This is a genomic window from Henriciella mobilis (assembly GCF_003576285.1).
In the GTDB taxonomy this organism is placed as follows: Bacteria; Pseudomonadota; Alphaproteobacteria; order Caulobacterales; family Hyphomonadaceae; genus Henriciella; species Henriciella mobilis.
The window spans coordinates 843,473-859,374 of sequence record NZ_QWFX01000005.1 but is presented as its reverse complement, the minus strand read 5'-3'; the positions used below and the strand labels follow the sequence as shown (position 1 = coordinate 859,374).

Below are 15,902 nucleotides of genomic sequence, written 5' to 3'. Positions count from 1 at the left end.
ACGGACAGAACGGTCCGAGCGCATAATTGTTCTGAAAGGCGGCCCCGCTTGAAAAGCCCATTCCTGTTGTGTGATGCGTTGGACTAGTCCTCGTTCGTCACAAACCGGCAGGTCTTGGGGTCTGCATCGCTGGCTGGCAGCCACTGCATCGCGTCAAAGCTTTCACCGTCCTGTTCAAGCGTGACCCGCTCGCCAACGACGCACGGCCCGAAGCTGCCAGCAGCTGGAAAGAACACCATACCATCGACATGCAGGGCCTTGTGGAACGCTGTCTCGTCCTCGCCAGTCTGCTCTCTGACGAGTTCACGCCACTTGTCTGGCGTCAGGGCAATGTCGCCTGTTTCACGCGCGACAAATACGTCGCTGAGGAAGCTGTGAAGATCTCGCTCGCCACCGCTTGCGGCCCGGATGCGGGCATCGAGATCGGCGAAATAGAGTGCACCACGCTGATAGGGAACGTGACGAATGTCATTGTCGTCGAAGCCGACTTTCTTGATTTCGGCAATCGACCAGTCACGTCCGGGATTGGTGTAAAAGTTCCGGCTCAGGCGGTTGATCCCCTCCACGTACTCTTCGAAGGCAATCTCGCCCGCCTTGAAGGGCAAGGTGTACTGGTAATAGGTTGTCAGGCCTTCCGACCACCAGTTCTCATCGATCGATCCGCCTTCCACGGAACCAACCCATTGGTGCAGCAGCTCATGGACGAAAACCATGCGGATGTCGCCATAGTCCTCGTTCTTCTCTTCCTCTGGCTGGACCGGCCCCCGCGACAACATGAAAGAGTTCGCCAAGGCTGTTCCACCACCATAAGGCGGGGTCTGCAGAAGCCGCATGAAGACCCGGTACTCCGGTGCCGGGTCGAGATGTTCGAAATAGCCCTCGAAATAGTCATACATCTTCGCGGTAAAGCTCATGCCCTCGCGCTCGTCGAAGGGGAAATCGCCAAGCCAGTAGGCGTGGAAATCCCCTTCGATGACATCATCCGGATAGTGCTCGACCGGTCCGGCCATGTACCAGCCTTGCATGATAGCTGGCGGCGGACCTTCAACCACGGCCCGCCCATCACCAAACGTCGTCACGCCAAGCGATGGCGCGTCGAAGCCTGAAAGATCCCATTCGAGGATGGATTCCTGCGAGGCGGCATTGGACGGCACCAGCATGAAGCCTGCACCCGCACCGCTGATGCCGCCTACTGAGGGGCGGATGCCGAAGGCGGGGCCACCTGGACCACCTTCCGGCTGCACGAGTGCGCGATAGTTGATACTGACCGGAAAGGTCACGTCCCTCTTTGCTGTCCAGTGCCTGAAATAGGGATAGCCGCCGGGCACCGGATCATCTTCTTCAATCGTGAAATCGATCGCCCCAGACGCATCCCGGACGTCAAGCTCAGTGACCCGGTCCGCAATGCCCATGACGTTGACGTAGACGACAGGGGCAAACAGCTTCAGCCGCTCTTCACCGTCAGCCAATCCGCCTGTCAGCTGGGAGCTGACTTCAATCGCTTCGACAACCCCATTTTTGTCCAGCTCCGGTTTGAGCGTCAGGGCATAAAGCGGCGTATCAGTTCCAGCGACCAGCTCGACCGCGGGTGTTGAGGCTGTGGCCGGAGGCGGTGTCTCAACCTTGGGCTCGGCCATCTGGCAGGATACCAGGATGATACCGGGGATTGTCAGCACGCCGACCTCAACAAGACGGCTCCATTTCTGCTCGCTGAACGCCTCATTTACCGCTTGCATCGTCACTCCAGTCCCGAATGGTCCTGCCTGCTCATCGAAAGCTTTTTCACACGACGGACAAACAAATGCTATTCGAACCAGCCCACCTTTCCAGCGAGCGCGGCATGATTTCATCGAAACCTTGCGGCTGGGCGCATACCTCTTGCGGCCTACGCCAACTTCCGTCGTTCCAATGCGCTATCAAGTCTTTGCTCGCATAATCCATTCAGCCAAAAACAAAAGACGATGGCATTCGACTAAACATTGCGGGCTCACCGCCTAGACTGGACATTCGTCAATGAGGGCCTGCCGATGTCTGTTCCAATGCGCTGTATCCCTGCCGTTCTCGCCTGCATCGCGATGGCAGGTCTGGCTGCAGCCGGGTGCACCGGTTCTTCTGCGCCGGTGAACGAGCCAGCGGGCCAGGACGCCATGACGATTTCGATCGCACCGCGCCTCGATGGGGGTGACAAGGTCTCATCCATCGATGTTGCCATGACTCTCCCGGCGCCAGGCCTGAAGGAGGGCGACACCTTCCTTTCCATGGCCATCGTAAGGGTGATGGCCCCCAGCGCGCTGTCGGACCCAAACAGCCTCACCGCCAGCGACAGTCTGGGGACGATTGCAATGCGGATTGAGGAAGATCCGGAAGACCCTTCGGACTTTCGTCAGGACCGTCGATGGATTCTCGAGCGCGATACCGCCGGCACTGTCGAGGTCCGCTATAAGCTGGCACCGCGAGTGATCACACCAAGCACCCGGCCCGGCCCATTGATCGACACGCGGACCGAACTCTGGGGCGTCTACGGTTCGGGCAATACGATGCTCGCTCTGCCGGTCGCTGGCTGGCCGCGGACGGTTCGCGTCGATTGGAACCTCGATGACATGCCGGCCGGAGCCCGCGCTGCCTCCAGCCTGGGGCTCGGCAATGTCGAGGCAGAGGTCACCCAACAGAACCTCAACAATACCTTCTTCATGGCCGGCCCGCTGAAAAGCCAGCCAGAAAGCGGCGAAGGCGAATTCGTCGTCTACTGGATGACCCCGGCTGCGTTTGACCTGGAAGGCGCGGCGGCCTGGACGCAGCAGGCCTATGCGTATTTCGTCGACTTCTTCGGCCAGGATGTCGATGCCTTCAGGGTCTTCATGCGTACGACAGAGCGGTTCCAGGGCGGCGGTGGCGGCGGGTACAACTCCTTCATCTTCGGCACCGTCGAAGGCGAAGACCGCGATCCGGCGGAAGTCCGCTCGCTACTCGCTCACGAAGCCATTCACCACTTTGTTGGCGGCTATGGCGATGGCGGCGGAGCGGGCGGCCAGCAATGGTACTCAGAGGGCGCAACGTCTTACTACACCATCGTTCTGCCTCATCGCGCAGGGTTGACCAGCCTCGAGGACTACATCGAAGCCTTCAACGCGCATGCCCTGAATTATTACACCAATCCGCAGAGCGGCCTGTCGAATGAGGAGGTGACGCGCCTCTTCTTTTCGGACTCCAACGCACAGCTCGTTCCCTATAATCGCGGGCCGCTCTACTTCGCCCTGCTGGACTATCGCATGCGCCAGTCGACGGAAGGAAGGCAGCGGGTCGATGACCTGATCTTCCGCTTCATTGACGAGCGCGACAGCGCCGACGATCCGGTCGCCTTCTGGCGCGAAGTTCTGACTGACGCGCTGGGCGAAGCTGAAGGCGCGGCTTTCGACGCGATGATGGCCGGCGCACCGCTTGGACTGCCGGCAGACCTGTTTGGCCCCTGCTTCGAAGGCGAGATGCAGACGCTAAGCAACTTCGCACGCGGATTTCGCCCTTATGAGGATGAGAACGGCCGCACCCGGATCGGGCCAGTGACGCCAGGATCTCCGGCAGACGCTGCCGGTTTGCAGCGTTTTGACATCATCGCAAACCCGGACGCCCTGGAGGCGGCTGAAGACGCTCCGCCCGGGAGCCCCGTGATGCTTGAAATCGAACGGGACGACGAAAAGCGTTCTGTCGAATACGTTCCGTGGACCAAGCCTGCGCAAGGCCAGCAATGGACGCGGACGGAAATTCCGGCCGAGGACTGCTCTCTCTAAGCGGACTTCAGGCCGTCAGGACGATTCCCATCAGCGTGCCATTGAGAAGATTGGCCATAATACCGGCCCACATGCTCTTTATGCCGAGGTCGAGAAAGTCCTGCCGCCGCTCGGGGCACATGGCTGACAGCCCGCCGATCATGATGGCGAGCGCGCCGAAATTGGCAAAGCCGCAGAGCATGTAAATCATCATCATCCGGCTACGGGGCTCCATGTCCTCGAGCGGGATACCGGAGAGATTGATGAAGGCGAGCAACTCGTTCAGGACGATCTTGATTCCGACAAGCCGGCCCGCGTCGACGCTGTCCTGCCAGGGGATGCCGAGGAGATACATGAAGGGCGAGAGCAGCCAACCAAGAAGACGCCCGGCCGTTACCGGTGCCCCATTCACATCTGGCAGCCAAGCGGCCAGGGCGATATCGGCCAGAGCGATCACCGCAACCGACACGATGATCATGGCAATCACATAGATGAAAACGTTCACACCGTCCTGAACGCCGCGCGCAAAGGCGTCCATGGTGGAGTGATAAAGGCGGGGCGGCGGCTTTTCATCCTGGATGACACCGGAGGCCCCGGGTGGCTGGATGACGCGGGCAATCGCAATCGCCGCCGGAGCTGCCATAAACGAGGCGACGATGACATGCGACGGCGCCTCAGGGATCGTTGTCTGCAGAAGGGCGATGTAAAGCGCCATGACCGTCCCCGCGACTGTTGCCATGGCGGCAGTCATGATGAGGAAAATGTCGGCCCTCGACATGCGCATCAGGTAAGGTCGAACAATCATTGGTGCCTCGACCATGCCGAGGAAGATGCTAGCCGCGGTTCCCAGTCCAATCGGGCCCGACAGGCCGAGCGTGCGATTCAGGACATAGCCGATGCCCCGGCACAGCCTCTCCAGGATGCCCCATTTCCAGAGCACCGCTGAAAGCGCGGAGACGACGATCATCAGCGGCAGGACCTGCAGAGCCAGGACGAAATTGTTTGCCGGCTCAACGGTGTCGAAGGGCGCCGGACCGCCGGCGAGATAGCCGAAGACGAACTGAGTCCCCTCACGCGTGGCCTGCAGCAACACGCCAAGTCCTGCAGCGATCGATTGCAACGCTGCCCGCAACGGCGGGACATTGAACATCAGCGCCGCGAAGACAACCTGAAGCGCAATCGCAATGCCGACCGTACGAAAAGGCACCTGCTTGCGCCCACTCGAGAAGAGCCAGGCAAGACCGAGGATCAGGCAGAAACCGAAGAGGCTCCGGAGATTATCAAACGAATACGCCACCGGCCCCTCATCAGTCGAAAAATTCGGACGCTTAACTGCTCCCAGTGAACGCCTGGCCGGTCGAGTGTGACTCGACATATGCGACGGTCTATCGCTGTGCCTTGACCAAAGCTTGGGCAATGCACTGCTATCGTGGATACGAATCCGGCATGCCTGAGGACGGACGCTCAGGGCGGTCTGAATACCAATGCATCCGCTTGGGGATACGTTTAAACGGACGAATAAATAGAGCGGCTATTTCGGGATTCCGACCATGAAGACAGGCAGCATCAATACCGATATCGGCGTCTTTCATGCCGATGAGCTGGACGCCCTTGACGCATTTTTCCGAGAGCATGGATTCGCCATTCTGCGCCGCCTCTACCAACCGGCCGATCTCGAACGCCTTACCAATGAATGCGTCGACGCACAGACCGGTGTCATCGAGGGCAAGCTTGATCCCCGCCATGGCAATTCCGTCCTTCTGGACGATGCCGTCAATGGCGAGAAACGCTTCGCCAATTATGTACAGTACATCACTGAAGTCTCGCCCGCGACGCGCGCGGCAATCCTCCACCCGGCAATCACGGCACTGATGGAGAAATGGGTGCCAGGCGGTCACTTGCGCGAGCATTCAAGGTTCGGGGCTGTTTACCAGGACGCACGCGGGGGCAGCAATTCCGGCTATCGCCGGATCGGCTGGCACTCCGACTGGCAGAGCGGCCCGCATATGGATTGCTGGCCATCTGTGGCTTTCACTATCCATATCGACGCGACCAGCCCTGAAAACGGATTTCTCCGAGTGGTGCCCGGGTCGCATAAATGGGCAACCCCTGCCCCGTTCAGGAATGCCAACAATGTGCCGGTTCCGGCGCAATCGAAGCCAGTGGGCGGCTACACCGATGAGCCACCGCCATATGATATGCCGCTCGCCTTCGAAAAGGCGCCGGGCGAGATCGCCGTCTATTGCGAAGCAGGCGATGTGCTGTTCCATGATGCCTATCTCTGGCACTCGGCGGCTGTCGCCACGAATGACCGAGCCGTCCGCCGGCATGTACGTGGTGGCTGGTTCACCGGGGTGCCGGACGGCCGGAATGACGACTTCGTCGAAGATTTTGTGAAAAATGCGGCGCGGTAGATCCCGTTGCGGGTCAACGCTCTTTCGACCATCCCTTGCTGCGCTGGCGTGCACGATGAGCTGCCTGATGTTGACGGCTGCACCGACCGCATCAGCGGAGGATACCGAGCGCGAGGCCGCAGCGCTTTTTGACCGGATTTCCGACGATCCGGTCCTGCTTCGTGTCTTCCTTCGCGACATGCCGAAAGGTGGAGACCTGCACAACCACGCCTCGGGCACACCCTTCGCGGAAGAGTATCTCTCCTGGGCCGAAGACCGGGCCTTCTGTGTCACCGAAGTCCCTGCCGCTATCAGTCCTCCACCCTGCGAGGATGAGGGAGAGATCACTGCCGTCGGCCTGATGCGCACAGACCCGGCCCTCTATGCCGAAATTGTAGATGCCCTGTCAGTCCGCGAAGTGCTTGCGGATGTCGATATCGACCGATCTGGGCACGAACAGTTTTTCGGCAGTTTCGAGAGGTTCTTCCCCATCGTGAGCGAGGAGCCCGATCGGACATTGGCATCCATCAAGCAGCTCGCCGCTGATGACCGGCTGTCCTATGTCGAACTTATGTTCAATCCAGGCACGATTAATCAGTATACTGTCCAGTCTGAAGATGGCGACTGGGATGAGAGCGACCTCGACGCGGCGTTTTCGCGTTTTGCGCCAGAGATCGACGCGCTTGTCGAGGCGGGCATCCAGCAGCGCGACAAGACTGAACGCGAGGCGGCCGAAATCCTGAGCTGCGGCACGGCGGACGCCGAACCCGGCTGCGATGTCACCGTCTATTACAATTTCTACGGCCTTCGCCTGCTGCCCAACGAGCAACTGTTCCGCCAGCTTGCGCTGGGATTCGCCCTGATCGAGGCCGATCCGCGCTTCCTCGGCGTTTCGCTGGTCCAGCCTGAGGACGACCCGCGGGCGATCGAGAATTACCAGTTGCACATGCGCATGATCGCCTTCCTCAACGAAAAATATCCAAGCGCCAAGGTCTCGCTACATGCAGGCGAACTCACCCTTGGACTCGCACCCGCCTACGCTCTGCGCAGCCACATTCGCGACGCGATCGAGATTGCCGGTTCCAGCCGGATCGGACACGGCATCGACATCGCCTGGGAGCTCGACAGCCGCAAGACACTTGACCGAATGGCCGAGGAGCGCATTGCCGTCGAGATCAACCTGTCGAGCAATGACATTATTCTCGGCGTGAGGGGCAAGGAGCATCCGCTGAATCTCTACCGCGCGTCTGGCGTTCCCATTGTCCTTTCGACCGACGACCAGGGTGTCCTGCGCACGGACATGACCGAGCAGTATGTTCGCGCCGCGCTTGAACACGGTCTCGCCTATCGTGACCTCAAACAGGCGGCTCGAAACAGCCTGGAATTCGCATTCCTGCCCGGCACGAGCATCTGGAAACCCGGACAGCCCGGAACGCCTTCACCGACCTGCCAGTCAGTTGCATCCCGCAGCTGCAGGGCGCTCGCCCTGTTCAGCCCGAAAGCTTTGCTTCAATTGAAGCTGGAAGATGATTTCGAGGCCTTTGAAAAGGACATCGCAGGCTGGACCATCGCCCAGCCTGAATGAGCCCAGCGTCCTACTCGCCAGGCACGTTGTCCTTGTAGGTTTCCCAGTTTCCGGTGATTTCGTCGATGACGGTGCCACCCACCAGATAAAGCGACTCCAGCGAACCAAGCATGCCGGCATAGCCTTCATTCTCACCAAGCAGGTTTTCTGCGGCGGTCTTGCCAGGAGGCTGCATTGTGTAATTGCTGCCAGCGCGGAGCACCATGAAGCGGTCCTTGTCCACTTTTCCGATCCGGTCGAGATACTCGATGGAGGTGTAGGTGCCCGTCTCTTCCATGGCCGATGTGACGAACTCCGAATTGCCATCGGTCCAGTAGTCGACCCAGTCATTCGCCCACTCATTCATGAGCTCGCCATGCCAGAAGGTCATGGCGGCCAGGTGACCGCCCTTCAGGACGAAGGGCGGTTTCTGCGCCATTTCGTAGTTGGTATAGAGCGAGCGCTCCTCGGCAAGGCCCTCCAGGTCTGGCAGTTCGAGGTCCTTGGTCAGCTCATAGGCCCAGTCACGTAGCCCTTCATTGATATGGAACATCTCGCCCGTCGGCTCTGGCCGGTCGGGATCGTAAGGCCCGTTCGTGTACCGTGGGAAATAGCCAGTCGGCCAATCTTCCGGCTTTTCGCGGGCGTCGATCTCGTGAGAGAGATCGCCGTCCACGAGATAGGCCGACCAGACAGCAGAGCCGATGGAGGCGTCCTCCGGATCGATGCCTGCGATACCAGCAACCAGCCAATAGGCTTCGGAAAGGTCGAAGCGCGGATCCAGGCCGAGCGCCATGGTGGCCGCAGCTGACCGCGCCGTCCCGATACCCGTGACCATTGCGAGCACCTGATTTTCTTCATCATAAAAAAGGTCATGATAGGAATGCGGAAACGGGATCTGCATGTCGAACGGACGGCGCTCTTTCCAGAGTTGGAATTCGGCCGGCTTGTCGCCTTCATCCTCTCCGATCTCGAACATGGTGACAAGCACGACGCGTACCGGAAGCGACGTGCTGCAGGGCGCTCCAGGCGCGCAATCCAGCACTGAGGTTTGGTCCGCAGACTCCACGCTCTCCTCCGGCTCTGCGGCAGGTGCTTCCGTGCAGGCGCTAATTGCCAGAGAGGCCGCAAGGCCCAAAGCGCTTGCCGGCATAAAATCGAAAAACCTCATATCAAGAATTCCCTGTCAGCTGATAACCCATCATGTTCACGCACTAGGCTGTAGAGCCGCCCCTATCGTCAACGCTCCCGAACGAGCGGATTTTTAGAACGCTTGAGCTGCCTTCATCTATGTCATGCAAACCGGCCCGCTGCTCGAATGTTGTACGGACAAGTATGACATGCGGCCGAACCCCATGAAGCGCACCTGCCCTGCATACCCAGACATTGACAACAAGTACGCTCAACTGCGTAAACACAGACAGGAAGGCCTCGCCGAACTGGCTGGTGAACACCATCAGCGCACGGCTTGGCCGGGTTGCAATGCCGGAGAGGATTGCCCTCCATGAGTGACAAGGTCCTGCGCGCCAGAGTGCTCACCTTTTTCGAGCGCCCGGACTCTCTGGATGATGAGTCCTGCTATGCGTTCTGGGAGGATGGCGCCGTCGTGACCGACGGTGGAAGGATTGCCTGGCGCGGCAATTTCAGCGACCTCCCGGAGGCGTATCGGACCCTCCCTGTGACCGATCACCGGCCCGGTATTCTCATGCCCGGTTTTATCGACACCCATGCCCACTTTGCCCAGATGGGCGTCATTGCCAGCTACGGCGCCCAGCTCCTGGACTGGCTGCATGGCTACACTTTTGTTCAGGAGGCCCTGTTCGAAGACGAGGCTCACGCCCAGTCGATCGCGGCTTGCTATCTCGACGAAATCCTTAGGCATGGGGTGACCACATCCGTCGTATACGGAACATCTCACAAAACCGCGATGGACGCCTTTTTTGCCGAGGCCGAGGCGCGCGGCCTTTGCATGATTGCCGGCAAGGTCCTGATGGATCGCAATGCGCCGGGCAACCTTCTGGATACCTCCCAGTCCGGCTATGATGACAGCAGGCGCCTGATCGACACCTGGCACGGTCGCGGTCGGCTTCATTATGCCGTGACACCACGTTTTGCGATCACGTGCAGCGAAGCCCAGCTCGACCTGGCAGGAACACTGATGCGCGAAACCCCCGATGTCTTCCTCCAGACCCATCTTTGCGAGAACCGCAGCGAGATTGAGGAAACTGCCCGCCTTTTCCCGGGCGCACGTGACTATCTGGATGTGTACGAATCGAATGGCCTGCTGGGTCCACGCTCGCTATTCGGGCACTGCATCCACCTGGAACCCCGTGAGCGAACGGCCCTCAAGGAAAGCAGATCGGTCGCCGTGTTCTGCCCGACCTCCAACCTGTTCCTTGGCAGCGGCCTGTTTGACTACGAGACCCTGACAGAAAGCGGCGTTCGCGTGGCACTGGCAACCGATGTCGGTGCCGGGACCAGCTACTCCATGCTGGCAACCGCCTCTGAAGCCTACAAGGTCAGCCAGCTTTGCGGCTATAGCCTCAATCCACTTGAGAGCTTCTACCTGCTCACGCTCGGCAATGCGCGCGCGCTATCGATGGAAGACCGGATTGGCGCGCTCGAAGCTGGTTCGGATGCCGATCTCATCGTCGTCGACTCGCAAGCCACATCGGCGATGCGCACACGGATGCAGTCCTCGTCCAGCCTGACGGATGAACTCTTCGTCCTGCAGACGCTCGGCGATGATCGCTGCATCGCGGCGACCTATATCGCAGGTGAGCGTCTGAAATGAGCGTGCGTCTGCCTAGCGCTCTTCAGGCTTCAGCCACTTCTTGACGAGCGGCGGCTCATAGCTTGTGAGCTCTTCGAGGAGCTTGGCCGGATCCTTTCCGACCAGCGTCATGCTGCGATGCACATCCTTCACAAAGCCCTCCTCCACCATCACGTCCAGAAAAGACTCCAGGGCGTCGTAAAAGCCGTTGACATTATAGAGCGCGAGCGGCTTGCGGTGCACACCCAGCTGCGTCCAGGTCCAGACTTCGAACATCTCTTCCATCGTGCCGATACCGCCCGGAAGGCTGACAAAGGAGGAGGAAAGATCATGCATGATCTGCTTGCGCTCGTGCATTGAATTCACCACGCGCAAATCGGTCAGGTTCTCATGCGCCTGTTCGAGCTCGAAGAGCTGGCGTGGCAGCACGCCGATCACCTTGCCGCCCGCTTCAAGCGCGCCATTGGCGACGGCGCCCATGAGTCCATTGCGAGCGCCGCCATAGACGACCTCTAGCCCCCGTTCGGCGATCATCGCACCGAACTCGTATCCAGATTCCATGTAGACTTCGCCGCGGCCGGTATTCGACCCGCAGAATACGCAAATTCTCAACTCATTACTCCTGATGAAAAACGTCTAGTCCAACTGGGCTTCAACGAATGATTCCAGCTCGCCAGCAAACGACGCCCGGATTTTGTCCAGTTCCGGCTTCAGCGCCGCGACGACCGGGCTTTTTAGGTATCCGGCCCCATCGGCATCACAGCTCCAGTCATTACCAGAAAAGCTGACCCATACATCCTGTTCGCTCAACGAAAGGGCTGTGCTGAGACCGCTTACCGTCTCAAGGTCGTCGTGCAATTTGGTCATCGCGCCGCGCTCAAAGCTTCCGCCATCGGTCAGCCCGACCGTAGAGAAGCGGTCCTCGTCGGGGTAGTAAGTGAAACCCAGGTCGAAATTGCCCTCCGCTTGGCCCAGCAGCATACCGAATACAGACCGGACCGTCGTCTCGGACAGGATATTGCTCGAACCGGTTTCAACAAGGTTGAGCGCAGGATGGGTCGTTGCCCCGGCCTCATCACCCGAGCACTGCACCAGGACACTCTCCTGCATGAACGTATAGCCAAGCGCCGCGCCAACCGCCTGGGCCAGTGCACGGTCGTCTGTCGCATCTCCCGGCAGGCGCATGGCCAGGGAGGGACTGGTCTTTCCCTTATAGCCCCCCCAGACCTCAAGCAGTGTTGGCGAAATCTCGCTTCCCTGCTGGCTGGCGGCGAGACTGGCGATCCGTTCCGCGCGAGGAAGCTGTGAATGAAGGAAGGCTGCATGCGCCTCATCGTCCCGAAATGCCGCGCGAACCCTTTCGACGAATTCGTCACCGAGCGCCTTGCCGGCATAGGTCGATGCCACTGAGAAATTGATCTCGCAATAAGCGGCCCGCGGCTGGGCAGCGCCGGCATCGCCATAAGCATCCAGAAAGGAAAGGACGACCGCCGCCGAATTCAGCGCCGCCAGGTGCTGGAAGGCCGTGATCTCGTTCTCATTGGCCTCACCCCCGCCGGCAAGATCGGAAAGACTGCGGAATGCGATGAACGGGACATCATGCGCATGCGCCACCATCGCGACAGCCGCCGTTTCCATTTCCACGACTTGCGCCTCGAAAACCGCATAGAGGTAGTCACGAAAACGGGCATTATCCATGAAGATCGAGCCAGTGACGCCCGATCCACCGACGACCACTTCTGGCTGCTCAGGCAGGCATAGCCCTTCGTCGTCACATCGCCGGAGATTTGCCGTTTCTGCAGCCTTTTCAGCAATGGACAGAAGACGTGGCGTTGCCTCGAACCAGATTTGTGGTTGCGGTGACGGGTCATCCGAGCTGGCAATGCGGACACCGCGCGTGCCAATGAAATCAAATACGGGCAGCTCAGGCTCCACACCGGCATGAGGCTTGAACCCGCCGTCATCCGTCTCGCGCATGTAAACGGACTCATTGTATTGCGCCCAACGGGCCGGCACCGTGACATCACCAATTGTAAGGTCCGGGTCGAGCCCCCCGGCAACGCCGCTAACGACAATGTCGGTAATGTTGAAGTTTTCGAGCAGGCGCTCCGTATTCATCGTCGCGTTGACCAGGCTGACGCCGGTTTCGAACAGGACAACGTCCCGCTCCTGCATGCGGCCAGCCCAGTAGGATACGCCATTGATAATGTACTCGGACGGCGCCTCTAGCTCTGGAATGAGCGCGGCGAATTCGGGCGCGTAGGCGGTCGCAATCGCGATTCGCGGCACCCGGTCTTGCGGGACCGTGTCAATCATCCCGGCATCCGATGGCGCCGACGAAACCGGCTGGGCCGGAACGGCCTCGCACGCCGCTGCCAGGAAAAGCGCACCAGCGCCAAAGAAACATGTGATTTTCGTGATTATACGCCGCCCGAGCATGCTCATAATTCCAAATAGTCCGATGCCATAATTAGATCGCTTATCCGTATGAATAACTGAGTCGTTATTCGACCTTGCCATAAACCGGCACGCATTCCCAACAGGGCCCGCCGAAATGCGAACGGGCTGACTGGTATGAATGCATGCCCCCGAGCATGTGATCGAAAAATGCGCACATTAACGCTTTCTCCGGTACTTGTGCAGCGCAACATCTTCGCGAGCTATGCAAGCCTTCATAGCCTGATCCCAATGAGTGGGTCGGCCACCGCTTGTGCACGGTTCAGATGAACCGCCACGACGGTAAGCATGCGCGGCGACCGCCCCAAATATCTTCGGAAGTAGAATTGCCATCCAGCAGCGAGGGGAAAGCGACATGACGTACAAGCAGAGGGGCGCATCGCCCGGTATCGATGCAGCGGCAAATGCCGGGAAAAGTGAATCGGAAGGCCTGTCGGCCGGAGGTTCGGGTGCATCCATGAAAATGAAGATCATGCTCTCTGCAGCAGGCCTGGCGATCCTCGCCGGCATGCCGTCAGCGGCGTTCGCTCAGGAGGAAGAAGAAGAAGCCCGCCAGGAAACGGTTGTCGTCACCGGCAGCCTGCGGGCTCTGCCAGTTGAAGATGTCGGCTCTGTTTTTGGCTTCGACAAGACGCTGACGGAGATCCCGCGTTCGGCCTCGACGATTTCGTCTGAACAGATCGAACGCTTCGGCATCGATGACATCTACGGCTTGGTCGCCCAGTCGCCCGGTACGTTCACCAACTCCTTCTTCGGCGTCGGCGGCGCACTCGATATTCGCGGCCAGGCGGGCGAAACCTATTTCCGCGGCGTCAAACGTCTCGACAACCCCGGCAACTATGCCACCCCGATCGGCGCGTCGGACCGGATCGATATCGTGCGCGGCCCCGCCTCGCCGATCTACGGCCCATCCAAATCCGGCGGTTACATGAACTTCGTGCCGAAATCGGCCCGGATCGCCGGGGGCAAGTATATGGCGGCGCCGGAAGGCGAAGTGCGGTATACAGGTGGTAGCTGGGACAAGAGCGTCCTCAGCGGATCGATCACCGGTCCCGGCAAGCTGTTTGGCAAGGAGTTCGGCTACAACCTTTACGCCGAACTCGAAGACTCCGGCAGCTACTACAACAACATTTCGACCGAGCAGACCATCCTGCAAGCCGCCTTTGATACGCAACTGACCGACAATCTGCGCGCAGAATTCGGTGCGATGTACCACGACTATGGTGGCGCCCAGAACGGTGGCTGGAACAGGCTTACGCAGGACCTCGTCGACAACGGCACCTACATCACCGGCACCGCGCAGCCGCTTGATACAGACTTTGACGGCCAGCTTTCGCAGGAAGAATTCGATGCCGTCGGCGTTTTCAATCCGTTCGGCTCATTCGCCTGTGGCGGCGGGGTGACGGCCGCCGGCTGGACCGATGCCTGCCTTATGGACGCCTATCCTTACCTTGCCCTGGAAAATGTGGGCACGGCAAAACTATCACGCCAAAACGTCCTGACTGGCAAGGAAGACAAGCTCGAGAACGAAGACCTTGTCCTCTATTTCGACATGATCTGGGACAATGATGCTGGGTTCGAAATCAAGAACCAGATGTTCTACGAGACCTATGAGAACCTGAACCTCAATTCCTACGGTTTCTCGCAATTCCACGATTCCTGGGTATTCGAGGACAAAATCGTCGTCTCGAAGGAGTTCGAGTTCGAAGGGTTGACCCTGAACACTCAGTTCTCACCGTCCATCCGCCATACCGACTTCGAGCATGGTGACGACTTCGACTACGAGTTCTTCCACCGTGTCGACCTGACCCAGGGCTATGATGCACGATCGGACCGCCTCCTTGCGCTCGAATGCGACTGCGGCTGGTCTGACTATAATGTCGGCAACTACACCAATTACGGCATTGCTGGCCTCGTCGACGCCGAATTCGACTTTGGTCTCGGCCTGCTGCTCGGCGTTCGTCACGACACGGTTGACGCCGAGTCCACATCGGGCCGGTTTGGCGAAACAGGCAAAGCCAGCAATAGTGACAGTGGCGTCTCGTGGAATGCCAGTGCGAACTACAAGCTGCCCGGCGGCATCATTCCATATGTGACTGTCGCTGAGCAGACCGTCGTGATCGCTGGTCAGGGCGCCGATATCAGCTTCGATCAGGTTGACACAAAGACCTTCCTGACAGCCACCGAGCTACGCGAAGTTGGCGTCAAGGGTGACTTCCTCGATGGCCGGCTCTACGCAGCCGTCTCCTATTACGAGCAGGAGCGTACCGACCGGAACGTCCAGTCCAGCACCGTCAACCAGGACATCAAGACCGAAGGTCTTGAAGCCGAGATGCGCTGGTCAGTGACAGACAAGTTCCTCGTCACGGCGGCCTATACCAATACGAAGGTTATCAACGAGACCTTCCTTGAAGCCGGAACCGCTTTCAGCTTCTTCGGCATTGAGGACATGGTGAATGTCACGGATCCTTCGCTCCACCTCGGCGGCCAGCCAATCGGGCTCGTTATCATCTCCGACGAGGACGACGCCAAACGCGCAGGTATTCCGGAGAACATTTACTCGCTCACCGGCACCTACGAGTTCGACAATGGCCTGTCCTTCTCGGGCAGCCTTGTGAACGTCGAGGAAGTCTACTCAGGCCAGTCGCAGGTGGTGGAACTGCCGGGTTACACACTGGTCGACCTTTCGGCATCCTACGCGCTGGACGACTGGCTCTTCCGGGTGACCGTCAAGAACGCAACGGACGAAGAATACTTCCGTGCGAACTTCACAGAACTGTTCGGCAGTACGATTGTCCTTCCGGAGAAACCGCGGAGCGTTCAGGCGTCGATCATCTACAAGTTCTAGGAAGCGAGTACACTAAACCTTACTCATCACACGAGACGCCCGGAGCTTGCTCCGGGCGTTTTCTGTTGGCTGTAAGAAGAAAAGCAAGAACGCACCCTGACCG

Annotated in this window: 10 protein-coding genes; 5 read left to right on the top strand and 5 right to left on the bottom strand. The window is 59.3% G+C overall.

Annotated features, from left to right (window positions below):
- Positions 1 to 83 precede the first annotated feature (83 nt).
- A complete protein-coding gene (locus tag D1223_RS04010; RefSeq protein ID WP_158588396.1) occupies positions 84 to 1,736 on the bottom strand; it encodes a M61 family metallopeptidase in 1,653 nt (550 codons plus the stop codon).
- Positions 1,737 to 2,027: 291 nt separating this feature from the next.
- Between D1223_RS04010 and D1223_RS04005 the strand changes: the two genes are divergently transcribed.
- The gene (locus tag D1223_RS04005) at positions 2,028 to 3,785 is read left to right on the top strand and encodes a M61 family metallopeptidase (RefSeq protein WP_119375095.1); all 1,758 of its coding nucleotides are present in this window, start codon (positions 2,028 to 2,030) and stop codon (positions 3,783 to 3,785) included.
- 7 nt (positions 3,786 to 3,792) lie between these two features.
- Here the strand turns inward: D1223_RS04005 and D1223_RS04000 are convergent, their stop codons facing one another.
- Positions 3,793 to 5,061: a NupC/NupG family nucleoside CNT transporter gene (locus D1223_RS04000; protein ID WP_158588395.1), complete on the bottom strand. Its 1,269-nt coding sequence runs from the start codon at positions 5,059 to 5,061 to the stop codon at positions 3,793 to 3,795.
- Between the two features lie 253 nt (positions 5,062 to 5,314).
- On the opposite strand from D1223_RS04000, the gene D1223_RS03995 reads away from it, so the two are divergent.
- Positions 5,315 to 6,178: a phytanoyl-CoA dioxygenase family protein gene (locus D1223_RS03995; RefSeq protein ID WP_119375093.1), complete on the top strand. Its 864-nt coding sequence runs from the start codon at positions 5,315 to 5,317 to the stop codon at positions 6,176 to 6,178.
- A 67-nt stretch (positions 6,179 to 6,245) separates the two neighbouring features.
- Entirely contained in the window at positions 6,246 to 7,742 is a 1,497-nt protein-coding gene (locus D1223_RS03990; RefSeq protein WP_158588394.1) for an amidohydrolase family protein, read from the top strand.
- Positions 7,743 to 7,752: 10 nt separating this feature from the next.
- On the opposite strand, the gene D1223_RS03985 is transcribed toward D1223_RS03990, so the two are convergent.
- A complete protein-coding gene (locus D1223_RS03985) occupies positions 7,753 to 8,874 on the bottom strand; it encodes a purine nucleoside permease (protein ID WP_119375272.1) in 1,122 nt (373 codons plus the stop codon).
- Between the two features lie 351 nt (positions 8,875 to 9,225).
- On the opposite strand from D1223_RS03985, the gene guaD reads away from it, so the two are divergent.
- Positions 9,226 to 10,515, top strand: a complete 1,290-nt coding sequence (gene guaD, locus D1223_RS03980; protein WP_119375091.1) for a guanine deaminase — start codon at positions 9,226 to 9,228, stop codon at positions 10,513 to 10,515.
- Positions 10,516 to 10,527: 12 nt separating this feature from the next.
- Here the strand turns inward: guaD and D1223_RS03975 are convergent, their stop codons facing one another.
- Positions 10,528 to 11,106 (bottom strand): LOG family protein, encoded by a 579-nt coding sequence (locus D1223_RS03975; RefSeq protein WP_119375090.1) that lies wholly within the window; start codon positions 11,104 to 11,106, stop codon positions 10,528 to 10,530.
- A gap of 24 nt (positions 11,107 to 11,130) precedes the next feature.
- Positions 11,131 to 12,810 (bottom strand): 5'-methylthioadenosine/S-adenosylhomocysteine nucleosidase, encoded by a 1,680-nt coding sequence (locus D1223_RS03970; protein WP_158588393.1) that lies wholly within the window; start codon positions 12,808 to 12,810, stop codon positions 11,131 to 11,133.
- Between the two features lie 604 nt (positions 12,811 to 13,414).
- On the opposite strand from D1223_RS03970, the gene D1223_RS03965 reads away from it, so the two are divergent.
- The gene (locus D1223_RS03965; RefSeq protein WP_407646932.1) at positions 13,415 to 15,799 is read left to right on the top strand and encodes a TonB-dependent siderophore receptor; all 2,385 of its coding nucleotides are present in this window, start codon (positions 13,415 to 13,417) and stop codon (positions 15,797 to 15,799) included.
- Positions 15,800 to 15,902: the final 103 nt, after the last annotated feature.